The following is a 22,368-nucleotide window of genomic DNA, read 5'->3' on the forward strand; positions in this document are numbered from 1 at the left end:
TGCGCGAGAGTACCTTACACGCGCTCGCCGGGATTTCCAGGGCTTCGTTGATCGACAAGGTCTTGACACCCTTATTGCCGAAACCTAGATTGGCGAACCCCGCGGTCATGTCGAAAATGTTTCGATGAGCTGACACGAGGAGGGGTGGAAGAGTGGCATCGCCGCGATGCCGTTCCACGACCGCCGGCCATCTCATCAGTTGCGCATCCAGTGACCAAACGCGCCGCGACCCCCCGGCCCGCGGCATTCGAGTACGGAGATCAGCGTGGAGCCCAGCACAACGTCTCGCCGCACTTTCCTCAGCCTCTCCATGGGTCTTCCCCTGGGAGCCGCGCTCGCCGCGTGCGGCAGTTCAGGACCCACCCAGACCGGCGCGGGCGGAGGCACCGGCGCCACGAGCGGCGGTGGTGGAGGTGGCGGCGGCGCGACCTATTGGTACCTGTCGACGCAGCCACAGGAGGGCGTGCGCACCAGGACGGTCGAGCGGTTCAACAAGGCCAACCCCAACGGCAAGATCACTGGTACGACGTTCCAGAACGACGCGTACAAGACGAAGATCAAGACGGCCATCGGCGCCGGCCAGGCGCCCACCATCATCTGGGGCTGGGGCGGCGGCGGTCTGCGCAGCTACGTCCAGGCCGGCCAGGTCGACGACCTGACCTCGTGGTTCGACCAGAACGCCGCCGTCAAGGACCGGCTGTTCCCCTCGTCCTTTGGCGCGGCCACCATCGACGGCAAGATCTACGCGATGCCGTGCGAGACGATGCAGCCGATCGTCCTCTACTACGACAAGCGCGCCTTCGACAAGATCGGCGCCCAGCCCCCGCAGTCGTGGGGCGACATCATGGACCTGGTGCCCAAGTTCAACGCCAAGGGCATCGCGCCGTTCTCGCTCGGCGGGCAGTCGCGCTGGACCAACATGATGTGGCTGGAGTTCCTCTTCGACCGCCTCGGCGGCCCCGAGGTCTTCCAGGCCGTGTTCGACGGCGAGAAGGACGCCTGGAACAACCCGATCGCGATCGACGCCCTGGGCAAGATGCAGGAGCTGATCAAGGCCGACGGGTTCGTCAAGGGCTTCTCCTCGATCACCGCCGACTCCAACGCCGACCAGGCGCTGCTCTACACCGGCAAGGCCGCGATGATGCTGCACGGCGGCTGGACGTACGGCAGCATGTCCACCGACGGCGGCGACTTCGTCTCCGGCGGCAACCTCGGCTACATGAACTTCCCGCCGATCGACGGCGGCAAGGGTGACCCCGGCAACACCGTCGGCAACCCCGGCCAGTACATGTCGATCTCCTCCAAGGCCACGCCGGAGCAGAAGGAGATCGCCAAGAAGTTCTTCTCCACCGAGCTGATGAGCGACCAGTCCGTCAAGGAGTGGGTGTCGACCGGCGCGGTGCCGATCGTCAAGGGCGCCGACGCCCAGTTCGCCGGCTCCAAGGACAAGGCCTTCCTCGACTTCGTGTACGGCATCGCGGTCAACGCCAAGTCCTTCGCCCAGTCGTGGGACCAGGCGCTCAGCCCGACCGCCGCCGAGGTGCTGCTCGACAACATCGCCAAGCTCTTCCAGATGTCGATCTCGCCGCAGCAGTTCGCCACGAACATGAACGCGGTCATCGGCAAGTGAGCGCGGTAGCGACCGCCACCCGGCCCTCCGCGAAGGCGGGCCGGGGCGGCGGCTCCCTCAGCTGGCTGGCCCTTCCCGCCCTGCTGTTCTTCGTCGCCTTCGGCGTGATCCCGCTCATCGGGGTCCTCGTGCTGAGCTTCACCCAGTGGGACGGGCTCGGCGAGATCCACCTCGCCGGATTCGACAGCTGGCGGGCCGTGCTGAGCGACCCCGGTCTCCCGCACGCGCTGTGGATCACCTTCCTGGTCATGGCGGCGTCCTGGGCGGTCCAGACGCCGGCGAGCATCCTCATGGGCGTCTTCCTGGCCGGGCACCAGCGCTATCGCGCGATCCTGTCGGTGCTGTACTTCATCCCGCTGCTGCTCAGCTCGGCGGCGCTGGCGATCACGTTCAAGGCGCTGCTCGACCCGAACTTCGGTCTCGGCGCGGGGCTGCAGATCCCCCTGCTGGTGCAGGACTGGCTGGGCGATCCGGTGCTGGCCTTCAGCGTGGTCATCTTCGTGGTGTCCTGGCAGTTCATCCCGTTCCACTCGCTGATCTACCAGGGCGGCGTGCGGCAGATCCCGCGTTCCATGTACGAAGCCGCGGAGCTGGACGGCGCGGGCCGCGTCCGCCGCTTCTTCAGCATCACGCTGCCGCAGCTCAAGTACACGATCATCACGTCGTCGACGCTCATGGTGGTCGGCTCGCTGACCTTCTTCGACCTGATCTTCGTGCTCACCGCGGGCGGTCCCGGCGACGCGACCCGGGTGCTGGCCCTGGACATGTACAAGCGCGGCTTCCAGGCCAACCTCATGGGGCCGGCCAGCGCGATCGCGGTCATCCTCGTCCTCGTGGGCCTCGTCCTGGCGCTGCTGCTGCGCCGGCTCGGCGGCCGCGACTCCACCCACAGCCAGCTCGAAGGGGCCTGACGCATGACGACCGTCCCCACCAGAGCCCCCGAGCGGCTCACCGCTCGCGGCCCGGAGCCGCGAGGCCACCGCCGCAGGCAGCGCCGCAGCCGCGAGCGCCCCAACTGGCTGGCCGGCGTCAGCAGCGTGATCTGGCTGGCGATCGTGATCGTGCCGATCTACTGGATCGTCATCACCAGCTTCAAGTCGCAGAGCAACTACTACGCCGAGAACCCGCTCGCGCCGCCGGCGGCGCCGACGCTGGCCAACTACGGCATGGTCATCGAGGCGGACTTCCCGCAGTACTTCGTCAACAGCGTCATCGCCACGCTCGGCGCCGTCGTGCCGGCCGTGCTGTTCAGCTTCATGGCGGCGTACGCGATCGTGCGGGCGGGCCGTGAGAGCCGGTTCCTGCGCTGGACGAACTCGCTGTTCCTCATGGGGCTGGCGATCCCGCTGCAGGCCACGGTCATCCCGATCTACCTGATCATCATCAGGCTGGGCCTGTACGACACGTTGCTGGCACTGATCCTGCCCTCGATCGCCTTCGCGATCCCCCTGTCGGTGCTGATCCTGGCCAACTTCATCAGGGACGTGCCGAAGGAACTGTTCGACTCGATGCGGATCGACGGCGCGACCGAGCAGGTGACGATGTGGCGGCTGGCGTTCCCGCTGACCCGCCCGGCCGTGGTCACGGTGACCGTCTACAACTCGCTGCAGATCTGGAACGGGTTCCTGCTGCCGCTGATCCTGACGCAGAGCCCCGACAAGCGCACGCTGCCGCTGGCGCTGTGGTCGTTCCAGGGTCAGTACAGCATCAACGTGCCCGCGGTGCTGGCCTCGGTCGTGCTGACCACGCTGCCCATCCTCATCCTGTACGTGGTGGGCCGCCGCCAGCTGCTCAGCGGCCTGACGGCGGGCTTCAGCAAGTGAGCTCCCGTTCGGCGTGATGGGCGGGCTTCACGTGAGCGCCCTTATGAGAGCGCTCTCGTGGCGGCCCAGGTGCTCGATGTTCGCCTCGTAGAAACGGTCGTCCCCGCGGGCGACGTGGCCGGCGAAGGCCGCGTCGCCCGCGGCGGCACGTTCGCGCATGAAGGCGACCAGGTGATGCAGGCGGGCCCGTGCCGTGCGCACCAGCGCCGCGCGGTCCGCCGCGCCGAGCCCGTAGGCGTCGGCGAACAGCCGCAGCCGCCGCGCCTGCTCACCGAGCGGCAGGCCGTCGTGGTCGCCGGGCTCGTGCAGCGGGAGGAACCGGTAGGCGGCGTAGGCCACGTCCCAGATGCGCGGGCCCGGGTGCGCCGTGTCGAAGTCGATCAGCGCGACCGGCCGCCCGTGCCGGAACACGCAGTTGTACGGCGCCACGTCCCCGTGGCAGACGACCTCGGCCGGCTCGACCGGCGGGAAGTACCAGACCGCGTCCGGCGGGGGCGCGAAATCCGCGGTGGCGTCGTGATAGCCGCGCAGCAGCCGGGCCGCCCGGGTCAGCGCGTCGTCGGTGCGTGACCACGCGGGCAGCGGATAGTCGGCGGCCTCGCCCGGCACGAAGTCGAGGACCTCCCGCCCGTGCTCGTCGAGCCCGTGCGCGCGCGGCGCGCCGGTGAACCCGCGCGCCTCCAGGTGCCGCAGCAGCGCGTGCACGGCCGGCGTCCAGGGGCCCGCCGGGCGGCGTACGGTGGCGCCCGCCCTGACCACGTGGTTCACGCCGCCGCCGGTCAGCACCTCTTCCCCGGGCACCGCCCCTCCTTGATCGCGTCCGGTCAGTGTGCCACGCGGTCTTCCGGCCACGCACCGCATTTTTCACCGGATTCCCAGGTAGAGCGGGTAGAACGGGCGTCATGGCGGCCGACTCACCCCTGGTGCTCGTGGTGGACGACGAGCCCAACATCCGCGAGCTGCTGCTCGACGCCCTGGAGCTGAACGGGTTCCGGGTGCGCACCGCCGCGTCGGGCACGCAGGCCCTCGACTCCGTCGGGCGGGAGCGCCCCGACCTCATCCTGCTGGACGTGATGCTGCCCGACCTCGACGGGTTCGCGGTGGCGCGGCGGCTGCGGCCGGACGGCGGCGGGCCGCCGGTGCTGTTCCTCACCGCGCGGGACACGGTGACCGACCGGATCGCGGGGCTGACGGCGGGCGGCGACGACTACGTCACCAAACCGTTCAGCCTGGAGGAGGTGGTCCTGCGCATCCGCGCCATCCTGCGCCGTACGGGGCCGCGCGAGGAGTCCTGCGACGACGGGCTGCTGCGGTACGCCGATCTGGAGCTGGACGAGGAGACCCGCGTCGTCCGGCGGAGCGGGCGGCCCGTGCACCTGTCGCCGACCGAGTTCGGGCTGCTGCGGTACCTGATGATCAACGCGGAGCGGGTGGTCAGCAAGTCGCAGATCCTCGACCGCGTGTGGGACCACGGTTTCGGGACCGACAGCCGGATCGTGGAGTCGTACATCAGCTATTTGCGGCGCAAGATCGACGCCGAGGGGCCGCCGCTGATCCACACCCTGCGCGGGGTCGGCTATTCGCTGCGTGACCAGAGCCTGCTGGAACGGGGCCGATGAGGCTGGTGCGCCCGATGGGGCGCGTGTGGCCGTTGCGGCGGCGGCTGCTGGCCGCGCTGCTGGGGCTGTCGGCGGCGGCGCTGACGGTGTTCGCGGCGGCGGGGGTGCTGCTGCTCGACCGGTCGCTGATGTCGCGGGTGGACACGCAGCTCACCGACTTCGCCGCCTCGTTCGCCAAGGGCCCGCCGCCGCCTCCGCTGCCCCGGCCGCCGGCGGCTCCGCCGGGCCGGGAGGTGGAGCTGCCCAGCCGGTTCCGGGTGGCCTTCTTCACCCCGTCGGGGACGGAGCTGCGCCGCGTGCCCGGCTCCGGCCAGGAGCCTGCCGTTCCCGCCCGCGCGGTCGCCGTCCCGCCGCCGGGCCCGTTCACGGTGCCGGCCAGGTCGGGCGCGGGCGAGTGGCGCACGCTCGTGCTGCGCCTGCCGGACGGCAACCGGGCCGCGGTCTCGATCTCCCTGGCGGACAACCGCGCCACCGTACGGCAGTTGTTGCTGATCGAGGCGGCGGCGGGCGCGCTGGTGCTGGTCCTGCTGGGGGCGCTCGCGCACGCCGTGGTACGGCTCGGGCTGCGCCCGCTGACCAGGATGGAGCGTACGGCCACCGCCATCGCGGCGGGCGACCTGGAGCGGCGGGTGTCCGACAGCGACCCGCGTACCGAGACCGGGCGGCTCGGCCACGCGCTCAATGTCATGCTCGGCCGCCTCGCCGAGGCGCTGCGCCAGCGGGAGCGCTCGGAGCGGCGGCTGCGCCACTTCCTCGCCGACGCCTCGCACGAGCTGCGCACACCGCTGACCTCCATCCGCGGGTTCGCCGAGCTCTACCGGCACGGCCGCGACGAGCGGGACCCGGCCGTGGCGCGCCTGCTGAGCCGCATCGAGAGCGAGGCGGAGCGGATGGGCGTGCTGGTGGCGGACCTGCTGCTGCTGGCGCGGCTGGACCAGGAGCGAGCGCTGGACCTGACCGAGGTGGACCTGCACGTCATCGCCGGTGACGTGGTGCACGGCGCGCGGGCCCGGCATCCCGGGCGCTCGATCGAGCTGGTGCTGAACGAGCCGGCGCGGGTGATCGGGGACGAGCACCGGCTGCACCGGGTGGTGGAGAACCTGGTCGGCAACGCCGTCGCGCACACGCCGGAGGAGGCGGCCGTACGGGTGCTGGTGGGCGAACGCGATCCGGCTACGGCGCTCGTCGCGGTGCGTGACGAGGGGCCTGGGATCGATCCCGAGCACCTGCCGCACGTCTTCGAACGCTTCTATCGCGCCGGCCCGCCCGGGGTCCCCGGCGGCGACTTTGCCGACGGCCCCGGTGGCGGGGGTGGCGGCTCCGGTGGCGGGGGTGGCGGCTCCGGTGGCGGGGGTTCCCGGACCGGCGGCCCGGGTGGTTCCGACTGCGGCCGGACCGGCGGCCGGGGTGGCGGGACCGGGCTGGGGCTGGCCATCGCGGCGGCGCTGGTCGAGGCGCACGACGGCCGGATCGAGGTGCGCAGCCGTCCCGGCCGGGGCACGGTCTTCCAGGTCCTGCTCCCCGTACGCGGCCCCGGAGGCTGAGCCCTCGTTCACCTTCCGTCCTGGGGTGGTTCACACATTATTCCCAGGTTGGTGCGGTCACCTGTGGGCTGACACGGAAGGAGAGACATGCTGCGTGGATTCCGCCGGCGCGCCGTCCCGGCCGACCGGCCCGCGCTCCCCCGCCCGGCCCCCGGCGAGGGAGGGCACGCGCTGCGCTCGCCCAGCAGGCTGCACGCGTTCAACCGGTACGAGATCAAGTATCTCGTGGACGCCCGGACGGCCGGCGAGCTGCGTCAGGAGATCGAGGGCCTGCTCGACCGCGACCGCCACAGCGGCGACGCCGGGTACGGCGTCTGGAGCGTCTACTACGACACCCGGCGGCTCCGCTTCTACTGGGAGAAGGTCGAGGGCCTGAAGTTCCGCAGGAAACTGCGCGTGCGCCATTACGGTGACCGGTTCGCGGTCACGCCCGACACCCCCGTGCACGTCGAGATCAAGCAGCGGGTCAACCGGGTCACGCAGAAGCGCCGGGTGCGGCTGCCGTACCGGGACGCGCTGCTGCTGTGCGACGGGCGCGAGCTGGTCGAGCACGAGCCGCCTGAGCGGGGCTTCCTGGAGGAGGTGCTCGACCTCGTCTGCCGGCTCGATCTGCGGGCCACCGCGATGACCGGCTACCAGCGGCACGCGTACGTGGGCCGCGGCGCCGACGTGGGCCTGCGGGTGACCTTCGACCAGCGCGTCCGCGGGCGGGACCGGGACTTCCACCTCGCCGCCGACGCCGAGAACCGGCTGATCGTGCCCGCCGGGAAGACGATCGTGGAGGTCAAGGCGAACGAGCGGGTGCCGTACTGGCTGACCGACCTGACCGCGAAGCGGAATCTTCAGGTGATCCGGGTCTCCAAGTACTGCCAGAGCGTGGAGGCGTACGGGCTGGCCCCGCGCTCGATCTTCCACATCCCCGGCCACGACCTCGGCCCCTTTCCCGACTCTGATCTGAATCACGGCCGCGCGTCGGCTCTGACGGCTCCCCCGGAGGGATGACCCCATGGACTTCTCGTTCCAGGACCTGTCCGGCACGTTCAGCGTGGCCGACATCGCGATCGCGATGGCCCTGTCGTTCGTGCTCAGCGCGATGATCGGCTGGGTCTACCGGGCGACGCACCGCAACGTCTCCTACAGCCAGTCATACGTGCAGACGCTGGTCGTCCTCGGCATGCTCATCTCGCTGATCATGCTGGTCGTCGGCTCGAACATCGCCCGCGCCTTCGCCCTGGTCGGCGCCCTGTCGGTGGTGCGCTTCCGCAACGCCATCAAGGAGACCCGCGACGTCGGGTTCATCTTCCTGGTGATGGGCGTCGGCATGGCCGTCGGCACCCGCTTCTACCTGCTGGCCGTGGTGGCCGCGGTGGCGATCTCGCTGATCGTCGTGGTGATGCACCGCTTCGACTGGTTCCGGCTGAACGTACGCCGCCAGGTCGTCAAGGTGCAGGTGCCCTCCGACGAGGACTACACCCAGGCGATCCAGGACGTGCTGCTGCGCCACACCGACGAGTTCGAGCTGGTCAGCATGGAGTCGATCAGGGCGGGCGCGCTGGTCGAGCTCATGTACACGACGAAGATCAAGAAGGGCGCCGAACCCGCCGACCTCATCGCCGCGCTGCGCGAACGCAACCACGGCCAGTCGGTCACGGTCCTGACCGGATACGACCAGACGGACCTGTGAGGTCCCCGTCATGGCACAGCCGAAGCGGCTCAAGCACCGCGTTCCCGTCAAACTCCGGCAACACTGGAAGCTGGTGGCCCTGTGCGCGGCTTTCCTGGCGACGTGCTGGGGGGTGCTCGGCAGTGGCACCATCCGCCCGTACGTCACCGCCTCCGGCACCGCCGGAACCGACGCCGCCGTACGGAACCTCACCGGGTCCAGGGAACTGTTCGACGCCTCCGCGCCGCACCAGGTGACCCTGACGTTCCGGGACGAGAGCTATCAGGACATGCTGAGCGAGTACTTCAAGGACGGCGACAAGAAGTACGTCGAGGCGGACCTGACCATCGACGGGACCAGGATCCCGAGCGTCGGCATCCGGCTCAAGGGCAACTCGACGCTGCAGGGGCTCACCTGGAAGGGGCAGTCGCGGGTACGGTCCGGACGAGCGGGCGGCATGCCGGGCGGGCAACCACCCGACGGCCTCCGCCCACCGAACGGCTTCCCACCGCCGGACGGCCAGGCTCAACCTGACGGCCAGACGCAGGGGAACGGGCAGACCCAGGGGGACGGACAGACCCAGAACAATGGCCAGACCCAGAACGGCGCCGATCAGCCAGGGGGCTGGCGGCCCGGCGGATTCGGCGCCTCGCTCAAGGCCGAGGAGCCGGAGAACCTGCCGTGGCTGATCAGTTTCGACGAGTTCGTCGAGGGCCGCCGTTACCAGGGCCACACCCAACTCGCCGTACGCCCGGCCGCCGCGCAGTCCTCGGCCCTCCTGAACGAGGCCCTGGCCATCGCCATGGTGGGCGCGGCGGGCGAGCCGACGCAGCGCTCGGCGTACGCCTCCTTCGCGGTCAACGGCCGCGCCTCCGCACCGCGTCTCCTGGTCGAGTACCTGGACGAGAGGTACGCCGAACGCCTCGGCCACGGCGTCCTGTACAAGTCCCTGGCCTCCAGCCGGTTCGCCTACCAGGGCGAGGACCAGACCGAGTACGTCGACGACTTCAAGCAGGTCAACCTCAAGGGCGAGCGCGACCTGCAGCCCGTCATCGACCTGATCAGGTGGGTGGAGCGGTCCTCGGCCGAGGAGTTCGCCACGGGGCTGGCCGCACGGCTGGACGTGGAGTCGTTCGCCCGGTACGTCGCCCTGCAGAACCTCCTGCTCAACTTCGACGACATGGCGGGCCCCGGGCGCAACTACTACCTCTGGTACGACCTGGACACGGCCCGATTCAAGGTGATCAGCTGGGACCTCAACTTCGCCTTCAGCGGCGACGCCACCGCCGGCCCCGACGACACGATCACCATGGGCTCCCCCCGCACCACCCAGTCGGAACAGCCCCAGGCCAGGCAGCGAGCGGGCGGGCCGGGAGGCGGCATGCGGATCGGGCACGCCCTGAAGGAGAAGTTCCTCGCCGACGCCGGGTTCAAGAAGCTGTACGAGCGCGAGTACGCCACTCTTTACCGCAAACTCCTGGGCGACGGAACGGCCACAGGCCTGCTGGACCAGGCGCTGGCCGCGTACGGACGCAACGAGGGCGCCGACACCGCCAAGGCCGACAAGGAGGCGGCCACCCTACGCAAGACCCTCGAAACCCGCACCGAAGCCCTCAAGTCCCTCGCCTAACCACCGGCCCACTCAAATGACCACCGAGTGACGCGCCCGATCCCCAGCGTCACGGGGGGTCGGACGAGCCTCGGGGGGTCGGACGAGCCACCCCATCCGACCCCCACCAGCTCGCGGGATCAGACGAGCCACCGCATCCGATCCGCCACCACCTCGCGGGATCAGACGAGTCACTCGCCTGGTCCCCGGCCTTTCGCTTGCTCAGCGGGTGCGGCGGAACGCGACCGCAGTCGTCGAGGTGATGGCGGTGACCAGTACGACGGTCAGCAGCACGGTGTTCAGGGGGTTGCCCCGCCTGGCCGGCGGTTCGAGGCGTTTGACGTGTGATCGAGTCGACGGCGTGGCGGTCGGGGTCGGGTCCGGCGGAGGGGACACGCGCACCGGCCGTACGGGGGACGCGGGTGGAGCGGGAGGCACGACCTTACGCGCCTCCGCCCTGGATCTGCGGCGCGGGCACTCCCCCACCGCGACCGCGCCCGAGCACACGCCATCCGGGTAGATCGTCACCTGGGGCAGCGTGATCTTGGGCCTGGCCCGACGGTTCACGTTCGGGATCGAGATCGACACCTTGGGCCGGGGCGCGCGCCGCACCGACACCCGGGGCACCTTCACCGTCGGACCCACGGTGACGCCCTTGGGCGGGGCGGGCGGCCGTACGGACACCTTCGGCACAGGCCGAGGCGACGGCACCCGCCCAGAACCCCACCCCCGCACCGGTACCCGCCCCCCACCCACGTCCCGGCCCACCGAATCCCCGCGACCACCACCCGCCACCGGCACCACCATCGGCCCTCGCCCCTGCCCCGCAACTGTCACCGGCCCCGGCCCAGAGCCCGCCACCGGCACCACCAGCCCTCGCCCAGCACCCGCCGCCACCGTGCGCACCACCGAACCTTGCCCGGCGCTTGCCACCCTGGCCGCCACCGAACCCTGTCCAGGGTGCACCGCCGTGGTCGGCGCGGGCACACGATCGGACCGGGGGCTGCCGCCTGCGGAGGCCGGGATGGCGGCGGGGCCGACGGCGGTGGCGGTGAGGAGGGTGGCGGCGAGCAGCAGGGGCGCGCGTCCGGCTGCCACGGTCACATCCCCCCGGTGATCCGGGCGAACTCCTGCAACGCCCCCTGGAACGCCTCAGGCCCGACCGCCAGCGGACCGGCGAAGGCGTGGGAGATGTCCCAGGTCAGGTAGGTGCCGAAGCCCAGCAGCGCCGCCGTCGCCAGCAGCGGCAGCATCGCCAGCCCGCGCGGCCTGGCCCCGGCCAGGAACGGGAAGACGATGACCAGCACGCCGGTGAGGACCGTCAGCAGCAGCAGCCCGTCAGGCGGCGACGCGGCGGCGTCGGCGGTGCGCTGGGCGCGGGCCGTGGAGATGGCGCTGAGCTGCTCCAGCACGCCGGCCTTGGCGTCCTCCTCGTCGTTGTCGCGCGTCTGCAACTCGGTGACGCGGCCGCGCAGGTCGTCCATCCGCTCGGCGCCGACCGGGTGCATCTTGCCGTCGGCCATGACCGGCCACTCGTCCCGCACGACGAACGCGACGTATTCGCGCAACGATCGCCGCACCTCCTCCGGCGCGGAGCCGGGCAGGTCGGCGGCGGCCCAGTAGGCGTCGACCGCGGCCTGACTCTCGGCGTGGGTGTTGAGCCGGGCTGCGTCGGCCGTGGTCCAAGGCACGATGATCGCGATCGCGAACACCAGCAGGAACATGGCCGACAGCATCGCCCCGGCATGCGCGGCGGACGGGCCGCTGGGATCGCGGTCCTCGCCCGCTCTCTTCACCCGCCTGAACAGCAGCGCGGTGAGCGCCACCGCGCCTACCGCCGCCAAGATCGAGAGCGTGTACGCCACCATGAAGATCTCCCGGATCTCTTTCGGATACGCAGTGTCACATTACTATCACACAGCGCAATGATGGCGTCAGGCGGTGAAAGGTAAAGTCCCGGGCAAGCCCCCGCCCCGCCCCGCGAGTCGCACACCCGGACCGGCACAGGCGGCTTTCAAGGGGGTATCGGCGTCAACGACGGCCGCCCATGGACGACCCAGGGAAGCCGACGAGCCGGTGTCGCGGTGGGGCGGTGGGCCGGGTCAGCCGTTGATTCGACGCTCTCGTGACACGACGCCGCCCCCGTGGAGCAGCTGCCACGTCGCAGCGCCGCCTCACGAGGGATCCCGCTTCCCAAGCGGTGCTGCCTCACGAGGGCTCCCGCCTCACAAGGGGTGTTGTTCCCTCGTCCCGGTCGGCGCCATCGCCCGATCGGTCCCGCAGTCCCATCGGCGTCGGTGATCCCTGCTCCGGGCTCCAGGGGTGGGGGCGGTGGACTGAGGGGGTGGTGATCGCGGGTCGGGTGGGGTGTTGCTGGACGGATTGGTGCGGGTTGACTGGGGAGCATCACCAAATGTCCAACGGTTTGGTGATATTTCGGGAATCTGGGGACCATGGGGGCGTGAATCTCAACGGTCGTAAATTCGTGATGGTGAGCTCCACGGCGAGTGTGGTGGACCCCGACAGCCCCACCCGGTTCGAGTACTGGGAGGAGGACGAGGTGGTGTGGGGCAGCTACACGGGCGACACCGTGACCCAGGGGCGCTTCGTCGGCACCAGGGACGGTGACCAGGTGTCGATCACCTACGTGCACGCGCTGGTGGCCGGGGGCAAGGCGGCCGGGAGGAGCATCAGCCGCATCGAGGCCGGGGAGGACGGGTTGCTGCGACTGGTGGAGGAGTTCGCGTTCGAGGGGGATGACACGCCGCACGTGAGTGTGTGCGCCGAAGTGGCCTGATCACCGAGCCGAGCGCAGAGGTCAGCCGTCCTTGCGGAGGGCGGCGCGGCCTTCGGCGGCGCCGACGAAGCGCATCATGCCGAGCGGCACGTCCCCCTGCGTCTCAGGGGCCGGTCGCCGCGGGGAGCGGGGCCGGTCCCGGTCGCCGTCGCTCGGCAGCACGTACGGCCGCTTGAGCACCTCGTCCAGGATGAACACCGTCTCGGTCGCCTTGACGGCGGGGATGTTGGCCAGGCGATCGGTCACCATGGTGTGCACGGCGGCCACGTCGGAGACGCGTACCTGGATCATCGCGTCGTGCTGGCCGGTGGTGATCGCGCAGTACTCCACCTCCGGCATCCTGGCCAGCTCGGCCCGAAACTGCTTCCACATCTGCTGGCGTACGGTCACGAAGATCAGCGCCGTGATGCCGAGCCCGGTCCTGACGTGGTCGATCTCGGCGGTGAAGCGTTTGATCGCGCCGTCGGCGCGCAGCGCCTCGAAGCGGGTGTAGGCGTTGGCCCGCGAGATGCCCACCCGCTCGGCCAGCGCGGCCACCGAGATCCGGCCGTTCTCGCGCAGGACCTCGAGGATCTTCATGTGGACGTCGTCCAGTTCGAGCCCGATGCCGATCCGTCCAGGTTGACCGCCACCGCCGACACCATTTCTGGAAATTTCACTCATCATTACCTCACCGCACTTGATATACGTCTCGCTGGCCGCACAGAGCCTGGACGTTCTGCCGGACAATCCTCGACATCCTTCTGCTGAACGTCCAATTTTGGAGGAACTACATGGCGACCCGCTCGCAGACGGCGGCTGTGCTGCTCGCCGGTGCACTCGCCCTCGCCGCCTGCGGAAGCGGCGGCGGCACCTCCCAGACCCCGGCCGCGGCCGGGGGCAAGACCCTCGTCATCGACACCTCCTTCGACCTCAAGACGGCCGACCCCGGCCGCACGTACGAGCCGACCGGACTGATCATCGGCAAGGCGGTCTACGAGACGCTGCTGACGTTCGACGGGGCCGACGTGACCAAGCCGGTGCCGGCGCTGGCCGAGTCGTACGAGCTGTCCGAGGACGGCAAGACGCTGACGCTCAAGCTGAAGCAGGGGGCCACGTTCGCCGACGGCTCACCGCTGACGGCTGATGACGTGGTGTTCTCGCTCACGCGGGTGCGTGACATGAAGGGTACGCCGTCCTTCCTGCTGGACGGCGTCGAGGTGGCCAAGACCGACGACACGACGATCACGCTGACGTCGAAGGCGGCCAACCCGGCCCTGCCGTTCATCCTGCCGAACCCGGCCCTCGGCATCATCAACAGCAAGCTCGCCAAGCAGAACGGCGCGACGACGGATCCGCAGGACAAGGCCGAGCAGTACCTGAACGGCTCCTCGGCCGGTTCCGGCCCGTACCAGATCGAGTCGTTCAACGTGAGCAGCCAGGTCACGCTCAAGGCGAACCCGAAGTACTACGGCACCAAGCCCGCCTACGACAAGGTCGTCATCCGCAACGTCGAGGCCGCCACCCAGAAGCTGAACGTCCAGCGCGGCGACAGCCAGGTGGCGCTCAACCTGTCGGGCGACCAGGTCGCCGGCATGCCCGCGACCCTCCAGGTCAAGAAGACCCCGTCGGCGAACGTGATCTTCCTGCTGGCCAACCAGGACTCCGCGATCAGCAAGACCACCACGAACCCCAAGTTCGTCGAGGCCGTGCGCAAGGGCGTGGACTACACCGGCCTGCTGGAGCTGGCCGGCGAGGGCTCGGCGCAGGCCCCCGGCGTGATCCCGTCGCAGCTCCTCGGCGCGCTGCCCGCCGATCAGGGGGCCAAGCGCGACGTCGAGGGCGCCAAGGCGGCGCTGGCCGCCAGCGGGTTGTCCAACCCGAGCGTCAAGCTGGAGTACCCGAGCGAGCTGACCGTGAACGGCCTGTCGTTCCAGCCGCTGGCCGAGCGGATCCAGGCCAACCTCAAGGAGGTCGGCATCACGGTCGACCTGCAGCCGGCGCCCGTCACGACGGCGCTGGACAACTACCGCAACGGCAAGGAGGAGATGGGCCTGTGGTACTGGGGCCCGGACTACCCCGACCCGAGCGACTACCTGGCCTTCCTGCCCGGTAAGACGGTGGGCCTGCGGGCCGGCTGGAAGAAGGACGCGGCGAAGGAGATCGAGGCGGCGGGCGACAAGGCCGCCACCACGATCGGCGACGAGGCCCGCGGTGCCGCGTACGTGGACGTCCAGACGAAGCTGAACGAGTCGGGGCCGTTCGTGCCGCTGATTCAGCCGGGCCAGAACATCGTGACCGCCGCGTCGGTGACCGGCCTCGAGTACCACCCCGTGTGGACGGTGGACGTCGCCGACCTCGGCGCGAAGTAAGGGCGGCGCAGGGTGCATCCGCTCGCGCGGTTCCTGATCCGGCGGATCCTGCTGGCCGTGCTGATGGCCTGGGGCATCACCCTGGTGACGTTCGTGCTGACGAACCTCGTCCCCGGTGACCCCGTGGCCGCCAACCTCGGCCAGCGGGCCCTGGGCGATCCCGCCATCGTGGCGCAGTGGCGGGCCGAGCACGGCCTGGACAAGCCGCTCTGGCAGCAGTACCTGATCCACCTGCAGGGCCTGGTCCAGGGTGACCTGGGCATGAGCCAGCAGAGCCACCGCCCGGTCGGCCAGGACCTGGCCGAGTTCGTCCCGGCGACGCTGGAGCTGGCGGGCGCGGCGATCCTGGTCTCGCTCGTGCTGGGCGTGGGCTTCGGCGTGGTGGCGGCGCTGCGCAGGGACCGTCTCCCGGACCACGCGCTGCGGGTGCTGAGCCTGATCGGCATCTCCGTGCCGACGTTCTGGCTGGCGCTGCTGGCGTTCTACGTCTTCTTCTACCGGCTGCAGCTCACCCCCGGCAGCGGCCGGGTGGACGTCGCGCTCGGCCTGGCGCCGCCCGTGACCGGGCTGCAGACGGTGGACGCGCTGCTGGCCGGCCGGTGGGACATCTTCGCCTCCGCGGCCGGCCACCTCGTCACGCCCGCCCTGGTGCTGGCGCTCTACACGATCGGGCTGCTGACCAGGTTCACCCGGTCGGCGGTGCTGGAGGTGCTGGGGCAGGACTACGTGCGCGCCGCCAGGGCCAAGGGCCTGCCCGGGCGGACGATCCTGTTCCGGTACGTGCTGCGCTCGGCCCTGGTGCCCATCATCACCGTGGCGGGCCTGGCCTTCGGCAGCCTGCTGTCCGGCACCGTACTGGTCGAGGCGATCTTCGCCTGGCCCGGCGTCGGCCAGTACGCCTACAAGAGCGCCACCACCCTCGACCTGCCCGCCGTCATGGGCGTCGGCCTCGTGGTGGGCATCGTGTACCTGGTCATCAACCTGATCGTGGACGTCCTGTACGGCGTCATCGATCCCCGAGTGAGGCTCCAATGAGACGGCGCGACCCCCTCGCGCGCAAGGGCCTGCTCCGCAGGCTGCCGCAGGCGTGGCGTCAGCCGCTGGCCGTCGTCGGCGGCGTGCTGGTCGTCGCCTGGCTCGCGGTCGCGCTGGCCGCGCCCGTGCTGGCGCCGCACGACCCCCTCGCCCAGGAGCTGCCGCGGCTGGCCGCTCCAGGGCCCGGCCACTGGTTCGGCACCGACCAGCTCGGCCGCGACATCCTCAGCCGCGTCATGTACGGGGCGCGCGTGTCGATCCCGCTGACGTTGCTGCTGGTGGCGCTGTCGGTGCTGATCGGCGGCCTGCTCGGCGCGTGCGCCGGATACTTCGGCCGCTGGGTGGACGAGACCATCATGCGGGTGGCGGACCTGGTGTTCGCCTTCCCCACGGTCATCCTGGCCATGGTGGTGGCCGCGGCGCTCGGCGCGAGCCTGACGAACGCGGTGCTGGCCGTGCTCGTCGTCGCCTGGCCCGCCTACGCGCGGGTGACGCGCGGGCTGGTGCTGGGCGTGCGGGAGCGGGAGTTCGTGCTGAGCGGGCGGCTGCTGGGCTTCTCGGTGTGGCGCTCGCTGCGGGTCGACGTGCTGCCGAACGTGACCGGTCCCGTCCTGGTGCTGGCCACGCTCGACATCGGCACCGCGCTGCTGCTGCTGTCCGGGCTGTCGTTCCTGGGCCTGGGCGCCAAGCCGCCCTCACCCGAGTGGGGGGCGATGGTCGCCTCCGGCGTCGAGGTGTTCGACAGCTGGTGGGTGGCCACGTTCCCGGGTCTGGCGATCCTGACCGTGGTGCTGGCGTTCAACTTCCTCGGCGACACCCTGCGCGACGCCCTCGACCCCCGTACGGCCCGCGCGATCAAGGAGCGTGCGCTGTGACCCTGGACATCACCGGGCTGAAGGTGTCGATCGGCGGGAAGGACATCCTGCGCGGCGTCGACCTGCGGTTGTCGGAGGGCCGGGTGCACGGCCTGGCCGGGGAGAGCGGGTCGGGCAAGACGATGACCGGGCTGGCCGTGCTGGGGCTGCTGCCGCACGGCGCGCGGGTCTCGGGCGCGATCCGGCTCGGCGAGCGCGACCTGCTGACCCTGCCGCCCAAGGAGCTCAACCGGGTGCGCGGCGGCGAGGTCGCCATGGTCTTCCAGGACCCGGCGACCAGCCTGCACCCGATGCTGACCATCGGCAAGCAGCTCACCGAGCACATGCGCCACCACCTCGGACTGGGCAACGCGGAGGCGAAGGCGCGGGCGGTGGAGCTGCTCGGCAAGGTGCGCATCCCGGGCCCGGCGGAGGCGTACGGGCGTTTCCCGCACCAGTTCTCCGGCGGGATGCGGCAGCGCATCGCCATCGCGATCGCGCTGGCCTGCTCGCCGAAGGTGCTGATCGCCGACGAGCCCACGACCGCGCTGGACGTGACCGTCCAGGCGGGCGTGCTGCGGCTGCTGCGCGGCCTCTGCGACGAGCTGGGGCTGGCGGTGCTGCTCGTGACGCACGACCTGGGCGTCATGTCGGCGGTCGCGGACGAGGTGAGCGTGATGAAGGACGGCCTGGTGGTGGAGACGGGGCCGCGCGCCCGCGTGCTGCGCGAGCCCGGGCACGCCTACACCCGCTCGCTGCTGGACTCCCTGCCTGATACGGAGCTGACATGAGCCTGCTGACCATTGACGACCTGGTGGTCGAGCACCGCTCCCCCGGCCGCCCCGTGGTGCGGGCGGTGGCCGGGGCGAGCCTGGCGGTCAACCCCGGTGAGGTCGTGGGGCTGGTCGGCGAGTCCGGCTGCGGCAAGTCGACGCTGGCCCGCGCGGTCTGCGGGCTGAACCCGATCACGGCCGGCTCGGTCGCCTTCGACGGGCAGCCGGTCACCCCGCTCGGGCTGCGCCGCAGGAGGCTCACCGGGATCCAGATGGTGTTCCAGGACCCGTACGCGTCGCTGAACCCCAGGCGGCGGGTGGGCGAGCAGATCGCCGACGGGCTGCGCACCTCGGGCGACACCGCCAACACCCCCGCCGACCTGCTGGAACGCGTCGGGCTTCCGCGCGACTTCGCCGGGCGGCACCCGCACGAGTTCTCCGGCGGGCAGCGGCAGCGGATCGCCATCGCGCGGGCGCTGGCGGCCCGGCCGCGGCTGCTGATCGGCGACGAGCCGATCTCGGCCCTGGACGCCTCCGCGCAGGCGCAGGTGGCCAGGCTGATGCGGGACCTGGCCGTGGAGTCGGGGGCGGGACTGCTGTTCATCAGCCACGACCTGTCGGTGGTGCGGCTGATCGCGGACCGGATCGCGGTCATGTACCTGGGCAAGATCGTCGAGGTGGGCGGTACGGCCGAGGTGTGGGCCGAGCCGCGGCACCCGTACACGAAGGCGCTGCTGGGGGCGATCCCGAAGCCGGACGGGCTGGGCGTGCTGCCCGCCGAGCTGCCCGGGGACGTGCCCGATCCGGCGAACCCGCCGGGCGGCTGCCGGTTCAGCCCGCGCTGCCCGATGGTGATGGACGTGTGCCGCGAGAAGGAGCCGGACTTCGGGCCGGTCGCCTGCTGGCTGCACGAGCCCACGTGAGCGAGGAACCGCGCGACCCCTTGCCCGGCCGGGTGGCGGCCGCCGGGGAGTCGCACGACGCCGTGCGCGTGACGGCGGACGCGGGGGAGCCGCTCGACGCCGTGAGCGGCCGGGTGGCGGCCGTGCGGGAGGCGATGGCCGGGGCCGGGGTGGACGCGCTGGTGCTGCGGCCCTCGCCGGACTACCGGTTCCTGGGCGGGCGTTCCGACGGGCGGGCGGGGGCGTTCATCGTCGTGACGGGCGACGCGGTGGCCGAGACCGCCGATCCGGCCGGGCTGGTGCCCAAGGGGGCGCGGCGGGTCGGGGTGGATCCGGAGATGCGGGTGCGGGAGCTGTTCGGGATGGCCATCGAGGCCGAGCTCGTGCCCGCGTCCTCGGTGCTGGCACCGCTGCGGCTGCGTAAGGAGCCGTACGAGGTGGCGGCCATCGGCCGGGCCGTGGCCGCGGCGGAGGGCGTGCTGGCGCGGGCGAGGCAGCTGGCCTGGTTCGGGGCGACCGAGCGGGCGATGGCCCACCGGCTGCGGGTGCTGCTGGCGGAGTCGGGCTGCGAGGAGCTGGTCGCGCTGCGGGTGGCGGCGGGTGAGCACACGGCCAGGCCGGCGCACGTGCCGGGCGAACGGGTGATCAATCCGGGCGACGCGGTGACGGTGTCGGTGTGCGGGCGGTGGGGCGGCTACTGCGCCGAGGTGGCCAGGGTGTTCGTGGTGGCCGAGCCGCCCGAGGACTTCGAGGCGATGTACTCCGTGGTGGAGGCGGCGTACCGGGCCGGGCTGGGCGCGGTGCGGCCGGGGGCCCCGGTGGCGGAGGTGGCGCGGGCGGTCGGCGAGGTGATCGACGGTAGCGGGTACGGGCGCTTCGCCGCCGCCCGCACCTGCCGGGGCGTCGGCCTCGGGCCCGACGAGGGGCCGAGGGACGGCGAGGACACCGTGCTGGCGGCCGGGATGACGTTCTGCGTCGAACCGGCCATCTACGTGCCCGACCTGTTCGGGGCCCGGGTGGCGGACGTGGTGGCCTGCGCCGAGCCGGGCGCCGTGCCGCTGGGCTCCAGCCCGCGGACGCTGCACGTCCTCGAGCGTTAGCGCTCGCACGCCGCACGTCCTCAGCTGGCAGCCCGCGCGTGCCGCACGTCTTTGATCGTCAGCCCCTGCGCCGCCGTCCGGGAACGCTCGACTACGCTGGTCCGGACGATCGTCAGGGGGCGTCGTGGACCAGTTGGTGCTGCTGATGCTCGTGCTGCTCGGCGCGCTGGTCACGGTACCGGTGGGTGAGCGGCTCGGGCTGCCCCCGCCTGTCCTGATGACACTGCTGGGCATCGTGCTGGCCGTCCTGCCCTTCGTCCCGAACGTGAACGTCCCGCCCGGCATCGTGCTGCCGCTGCTGCTGCCTCCCCTGCTGTACGCGGCCGTCCAGCGCACCTCGTGGCGGCAGTTCGCGGCCAGCTGGCAGCCGATCTTCCTGCTGGCCGTGGCGCTCGTCTTCGTGACCACGGCGGCCGTGGCGGCGGTCGCGCACGCGCTCGTGCCCGGGCTGCCGCTGGCGGCGGCGGTGGCGATGGGCGCGCTGGTGGCGCCGCCCGACCCGGTCGCGGCCACGGCGGTGGCGGGCCGGCTCGGGCTGCCCAGGCGCATGGTGTCGCTGCTCGAAGGCGAGGGCCTGTTCAACGACGTCACCGCGATCGTGCTCTACCACGTGGCCATCGCGGCGGCCGTGACCGGCACCTTCTCGTGGCCGGGGGCGCTGGGCGAGTTCGTGCTGTCGGCCGTGGTGGCCGTGCTGGTGGGGCTGGCACTGGGGTGGCTCGGCGGGCGGCTGATGACGCTGCTGGGCGACGCCACGCTGCAGGTCGGGCTGTCGCTGGTGCTGCCGTTCGCCGCGTACGCGCTGGCGGACCGGCTGCACGGGTCGGGGGTGCTGGCCGTGCTGACCGCCGCGTTCTACCTGGCCGAGCGCATGGCCGACGCCGACGACGTGGTCGGCAGGCTGGCCGCGACGACGTTCTGGCAGGTCGTGGACACGCTGGTGACGGGGGTGGCGTTCGGGCTGATCGGGCTGGAGCTGCACGCCGTGTTCGGCACCGTGCACGGGCGGCTCGGGCTGGTGCTCGGCTGGAGCGCCGCCGTGGTGGGGGTCGTGGTGCTGGTCCGGCTGGTGTGGCTGCTGCCGGCCGCGTGGGTGGCCAGGAAGATGGGCCCGCAGGGGGCGGACGGGACCTCCGAGGTGCCGCTGAGCTGGCGCGAGACCGTGGTCATGTGGTGGGCGGGCATGCGCGGGGTGGCGTCGGTGGCGCTGGCGCTGGCCATCCCGCTGGAGACGGAGGGCGGCGGGGCGTTCCCCGAGCGGGCGGTCATCGTGTTCGTCTCGTTCGCGGTCATCCTGGTGACGCTGATCGTGCAGGGGCTGACGCTGCCGTGGTTGGTGACCAAGCTCGGGGTGAAGGCGGACACGGCGGCCGAGCGGGAGCTGGAGAAGCGGCTGGCGATCGAGGCGGCCAGGGCGGCCAAGCGGCGGCTGCGCCAGATCGACGAGGCCGAGGGGCTGCCCGAGGAGGTGGTCGAGGCGCTGACGCGGCGCATGATGGACCTGGGCCTGCGGATCAGCCCCGAGATCGGCGACGAGGAGCGGCGCGAGGCGTACGAGCAGCGGGCCCGGCGGATCAAGCTGGTGCGGCGGGTGCAGGGCGAGATGTTGTCGGCCGCCCGGCAGGTGGTGCTGGAGGCGCGCCGGGATCCGGGCGCGGACCCGGCGGTGGTCTCGCGCGTCCTGCGCCGCCTCGACACCAGAAGCTGGCGCTGACCCCGCCCGCCTGACCACGCGAGCCGCTCAGCGCCCCGCACCACGGCCGGCGGCTCCTTGATAGGGCGGGGCCACGAAAGAGCGGGGTCGTCTTGGTGAATCCGCACGAACATCGGCGAACGACGATGGCATACCGTCGCCATGAGATGTCCGTGAGAAAGGGTGGGCCGTTGATCGAGGTCAGGGAGCTCCATGAGGTGCCGGAGCTCGAAGGCGTGAACGCGCTGTTCGACGGCATCTGGCACTTCGGCTCCGGCGACCCGCCGATCACACTGGAGCTGATGCGGGCGCTGGCGCACGCCGGCGGCTACGTGGCCGGGGCGTTCGAGGGGGAGCGCATGGTGGGCGCCTCCGTGGGATTCCTGGCGGCAGGGGGCGCGCTGCACTCCCACGTCACGGGCGCGACGGCCGGGCACGGCATCGGGTTCCTGCTCAAGCAGCACCAGCGGCGCTGGGCTCTGGAGCGCGGCCTGGAGCGCATCACCTGGACCTACGACCCGCTGGTGCGCCGCAACGCGCACTTCAACCTGGCCAAGCTGGGCGCCAGGCCGGTGGAGTACCTGCCGGCCTTCTACGGCGTGATGGAGGACGCGATCAACCAGGGCGACGAGTCGGACCGGCTGCTGGCGTCCTGGCCGCTGACCGCGCCGCACGTGGAGGCGCTGGCGCGGCGGGAGCCGTACGTCGCGCCGGTTCCCGCTGACGCGGTGGTGGCGCTGGCCGACGAGGGCGGGCGCCCGGTCCCCGGGCCGGACGACGCCGCGACCGTGCTGGTCGCGGTGCCGTCCGACATCGAGGGGTTGCGCCGGGCCGACCCGGGAGCCGGCAAGGCCTGGCGGCACGCCGTGCGTGAGGTGCTGGGGGGCCTGATGGCGCAGGGCCGCGAGGTCACGGGGTTCTGCGGGAAGTCGTACTACGTGTTGGAGAGGTTGGAGAGACAGTGAAGTGGGAGAG

At 71.5% G+C, this 22,368-nt stretch carries 21 protein-coding genes; 17 read left to right on the forward strand and 4 right to left on the reverse strand.

Translation table 11 applies throughout. The features are described from left to right. The first annotated feature begins 310 nt into the window (after positions 1 to 310). From OIE67_RS24410 to OIE67_RS24420, 3 genes are read left to right on the forward strand one after another with little or no spacing between them, the layout of a single operon-like run. Positions 311 to 1,630: an extracellular solute-binding protein gene (locus OIE67_RS24410; RefSeq protein ID WP_326644110.1), complete on the forward strand. Its 1,320-nt coding sequence runs from the start codon at positions 311 to 313 to the stop codon at positions 1,628 to 1,630. After that, entirely contained in the window at positions 1,627 to 2,541 is a 915-nt protein-coding gene (locus tag OIE67_RS24415; protein ID WP_106237298.1) for a carbohydrate ABC transporter permease, read from the forward strand. Before OIE67_RS24410 ends, OIE67_RS24415 begins: the two co-directional genes overlap by 4 nt. Before the next feature lie 3 nt (positions 2,542 to 2,544). Beyond that, positions 2,545 to 3,453, forward strand: coding sequence for a carbohydrate ABC transporter permease (locus OIE67_RS24420; protein WP_326644113.1), 909 nt, complete (start codon positions 2,545 to 2,547; stop codon positions 3,451 to 3,453). 27 nt (positions 3,454 to 3,480) lie between these two features. Here OIE67_RS24420 and OIE67_RS24425 read toward each other — a convergent pair whose 3' ends face one another. Continuing rightward, positions 3,481 to 4,254 carry a phosphotransferase gene (locus OIE67_RS24425; protein WP_326644114.1) on the reverse strand — a complete coding sequence of 258 codons (774 nt, stop codon included), beginning with the start codon at positions 4,252 to 4,254 and terminating at the stop codon, positions 3,481 to 3,483. Positions 4,255 to 4,355: 101 nt separating this feature from the next. Here OIE67_RS24425 and OIE67_RS24430 point away from each other — a divergent pair, with 101 nt between their 5' ends. The 5 genes from OIE67_RS24430 (at position 4,356) to OIE67_RS24450 (ending at position 9,909) form a co-directional block, all read left to right on the forward strand. After that, positions 4,356 to 5,072 (forward strand): response regulator transcription factor, encoded by a 717-nt coding sequence (locus OIE67_RS24430; RefSeq protein WP_326644117.1) that lies wholly within the window; start codon positions 4,356 to 4,358, stop codon positions 5,070 to 5,072. Further along, positions 5,069 to 6,616, forward strand: a complete 1,548-nt coding sequence (locus tag OIE67_RS24435; RefSeq protein WP_326644119.1) for a sensor histidine kinase — start codon at positions 5,069 to 5,071, stop codon at positions 6,614 to 6,616. Before OIE67_RS24430 ends, OIE67_RS24435 begins: the two co-directional genes overlap by 4 nt. Before the next feature lie 87 nt (positions 6,617 to 6,703). After that, positions 6,704 to 7,618 (forward strand): polyphosphate polymerase domain-containing protein, encoded by a 915-nt coding sequence (locus OIE67_RS24440; RefSeq protein ID WP_326644121.1) that lies wholly within the window; start codon positions 6,704 to 6,706, stop codon positions 7,616 to 7,618. A gap of 4 nt (positions 7,619 to 7,622) precedes the next feature. Then, entirely contained in the window at positions 7,623 to 8,300 is a 678-nt protein-coding gene (locus tag OIE67_RS24445) for a DUF4956 domain-containing protein (protein ID WP_326644122.1), read from the forward strand. Between the two features lie 10 nt (positions 8,301 to 8,310). Then, entirely contained in the window at positions 8,311 to 9,909 is a 1,599-nt protein-coding gene (locus OIE67_RS24450; protein WP_326644123.1) for a CotH kinase family protein, read from the forward strand. Between the two features lie 201 nt (positions 9,910 to 10,110). Here the strand turns inward: OIE67_RS24450 and OIE67_RS24455 are convergent, their stop codons facing one another. Beyond that, positions 10,111 to 10,986 carry a hypothetical protein gene (locus OIE67_RS24455; RefSeq protein WP_326644125.1) on the reverse strand — a complete coding sequence of 292 codons (876 nt, stop codon included), beginning with the start codon at positions 10,984 to 10,986 and terminating at the stop codon, positions 10,111 to 10,113. A gap of 2 nt (positions 10,987 to 10,988) precedes the next feature. Next, on the reverse strand, positions 10,989 to 11,756 hold the full coding sequence (locus tag OIE67_RS24460; RefSeq protein ID WP_326644127.1) for a bestrophin-like domain: 768 nt from the start codon (positions 11,754 to 11,756) through the stop codon (positions 10,989 to 10,991). 593 nt (positions 11,757 to 12,349) lie between these two features. Between OIE67_RS24460 and OIE67_RS24465 the strand changes: the two genes are divergently transcribed. After that, positions 12,350 to 12,685 (forward strand): hypothetical protein, encoded by a 336-nt coding sequence (locus OIE67_RS24465; RefSeq protein WP_326644128.1) that lies wholly within the window; start codon positions 12,350 to 12,352, stop codon positions 12,683 to 12,685. Positions 12,686 to 12,706: 21 nt separating this feature from the next. Here OIE67_RS24465 and OIE67_RS24470 read toward each other — a convergent pair whose 3' ends face one another. Beyond that, positions 12,707 to 13,351, reverse strand: coding sequence for an Lrp/AsnC family transcriptional regulator (locus OIE67_RS24470; protein WP_326644130.1), 645 nt, complete (start codon positions 13,349 to 13,351; stop codon positions 12,707 to 12,709). Positions 13,352 to 13,458: 107 nt separating this feature from the next. Here OIE67_RS24470 and OIE67_RS24475 point away from each other — a divergent pair, with 107 nt between their 5' ends. The 8 genes from OIE67_RS24475 to OIE67_RS24510 all read left to right on the forward strand — a co-directional run bounded on the left by OIE67_RS24475 (position 13,459) and on the right by OIE67_RS24510 (position 22,358). Then, complete coding sequence (locus OIE67_RS24475; RefSeq protein WP_326644132.1) at positions 13,459 to 15,036, forward strand: ABC transporter substrate-binding protein; 1,578 nt, start codon at positions 13,459 to 13,461, stop codon at positions 15,034 to 15,036. A 12-nt stretch (positions 15,037 to 15,048) separates the two neighbouring features. Next, positions 15,049 to 16,071, forward strand: coding sequence for an ABC transporter permease (locus OIE67_RS24480; protein WP_326644134.1), 1,023 nt, complete (start codon positions 15,049 to 15,051; stop codon positions 16,069 to 16,071). After that, entirely contained in the window at positions 16,068 to 16,946 is an 879-nt protein-coding gene (locus OIE67_RS24485) for an ABC transporter permease (protein ID WP_326644137.1), read from the forward strand. Before OIE67_RS24480 ends, OIE67_RS24485 begins: the two co-directional genes overlap by 4 nt. Beyond that, positions 16,943 to 17,716 carry an ABC transporter ATP-binding protein gene (locus tag OIE67_RS24490; protein WP_326644139.1) on the forward strand — a complete coding sequence of 258 codons (774 nt, stop codon included), beginning with the start codon at positions 16,943 to 16,945 and terminating at the stop codon, positions 17,714 to 17,716. Before OIE67_RS24485 ends, OIE67_RS24490 begins: the two co-directional genes overlap by 4 nt. Then, on the forward strand, positions 17,713 to 18,621 hold the full coding sequence (locus OIE67_RS24495) for an ABC transporter ATP-binding protein (RefSeq protein WP_326644141.1): 909 nt from the start codon (positions 17,713 to 17,715) through the stop codon (positions 18,619 to 18,621). The genes OIE67_RS24490 and OIE67_RS24495 overlap by 4 nt, the downstream gene beginning before the upstream one ends. Continuing rightward, a complete protein-coding gene (locus OIE67_RS24500; protein ID WP_326644143.1) occupies positions 18,618 to 19,700 on the forward strand; it encodes a M24 family metallopeptidase in 1,083 nt (360 codons plus the stop codon). Before OIE67_RS24495 ends, OIE67_RS24500 begins: the two co-directional genes overlap by 4 nt. 124 nt (positions 19,701 to 19,824) lie before the next feature. Continuing rightward, positions 19,825 to 21,414 carry a Na+/H+ antiporter gene (locus OIE67_RS24505; RefSeq protein WP_326644145.1) on the forward strand — a complete coding sequence of 530 codons (1,590 nt, stop codon included), beginning with the start codon at positions 19,825 to 19,827 and terminating at the stop codon, positions 21,412 to 21,414. 170 nt (positions 21,415 to 21,584) lie between these two features. Next, positions 21,585 to 22,358 carry a GNAT family N-acetyltransferase gene (locus OIE67_RS24510; protein WP_326644147.1) on the forward strand — a complete coding sequence of 258 codons (774 nt, stop codon included), beginning with the start codon at positions 21,585 to 21,587 and terminating at the stop codon, positions 22,356 to 22,358. The last annotated feature ends 10 nt before the right edge of the window (positions 22,359 to 22,368 follow it).

The organism is Nonomuraea fuscirosea (assembly GCF_035917475.1).
GTDB lineage: Bacteria > Actinomycetota > Actinomycetes > Streptosporangiales > Streptosporangiaceae > Nonomuraea > Nonomuraea fuscirosea.

Excerpts from the sequence above, each read along its gene's own strand:
- OIE67_RS24410 (WP_326644110.1), top strand. The coding sequence starts at position 311 with ATGGGTCTTCCCCTGGGAGCCGCGCTCGCCGCGTGCGGCAGTTCAGGA.
- OIE67_RS24445 (WP_326644122.1), top strand. The coding sequence starts at position 7,623 with ATGGACTTCTCGTTCCAGGACCTGTCCGGCACGTTCAGCGTGGCCGAC.
- OIE67_RS24460 (WP_326644127.1), bottom strand. The coding sequence starts at position 11,756 with ATGGTGGCGTACACGCTCTCGATCTTGGCGGCGGTAGGCGCGGTGGCG.
- OIE67_RS24470 (WP_326644130.1), bottom strand. The coding sequence starts at position 13,351 with ATGATGAGTGAAATTTCCAGAAATGGTGTCGGCGGTGGCGGTCAACCT.
- OIE67_RS24430 (WP_326644117.1), top strand. The coding sequence starts at position 4,356 with ATGGCGGCCGACTCACCCCTGGTGCTCGTGGTGGACGACGAGCCCAAC.
- OIE67_RS24475 (WP_326644132.1), top strand. The coding sequence starts at position 13,459 with ATGGCGACCCGCTCGCAGACGGCGGCTGTGCTGCTCGCCGGTGCACTC.
- OIE67_RS24495 (WP_326644141.1), top strand. The coding sequence starts at position 17,713 with ATGAGCCTGCTGACCATTGACGACCTGGTGGTCGAGCACCGCTCCCCC.
- OIE67_RS24435 (WP_326644119.1), top strand. The coding sequence starts at position 5,069 with ATGAGGCTGGTGCGCCCGATGGGGCGCGTGTGGCCGTTGCGGCGGCGG.
- OIE67_RS24485 (WP_326644137.1), top strand. The coding sequence starts at position 16,068 with ATGAGACGGCGCGACCCCCTCGCGCGCAAGGGCCTGCTCCGCAGGCTG.
- OIE67_RS24440 (WP_326644121.1), top strand. The coding sequence starts at position 6,704 with ATGCTGCGTGGATTCCGCCGGCGCGCCGTCCCGGCCGACCGGCCCGCG.
- OIE67_RS24420 (WP_326644113.1), top strand. The coding sequence starts at position 2,545 with ATGACGACCGTCCCCACCAGAGCCCCCGAGCGGCTCACCGCTCGCGGC.
- OIE67_RS24450 (WP_326644123.1), top strand. The coding sequence starts at position 8,311 with ATGGCACAGCCGAAGCGGCTCAAGCACCGCGTTCCCGTCAAACTCCGG.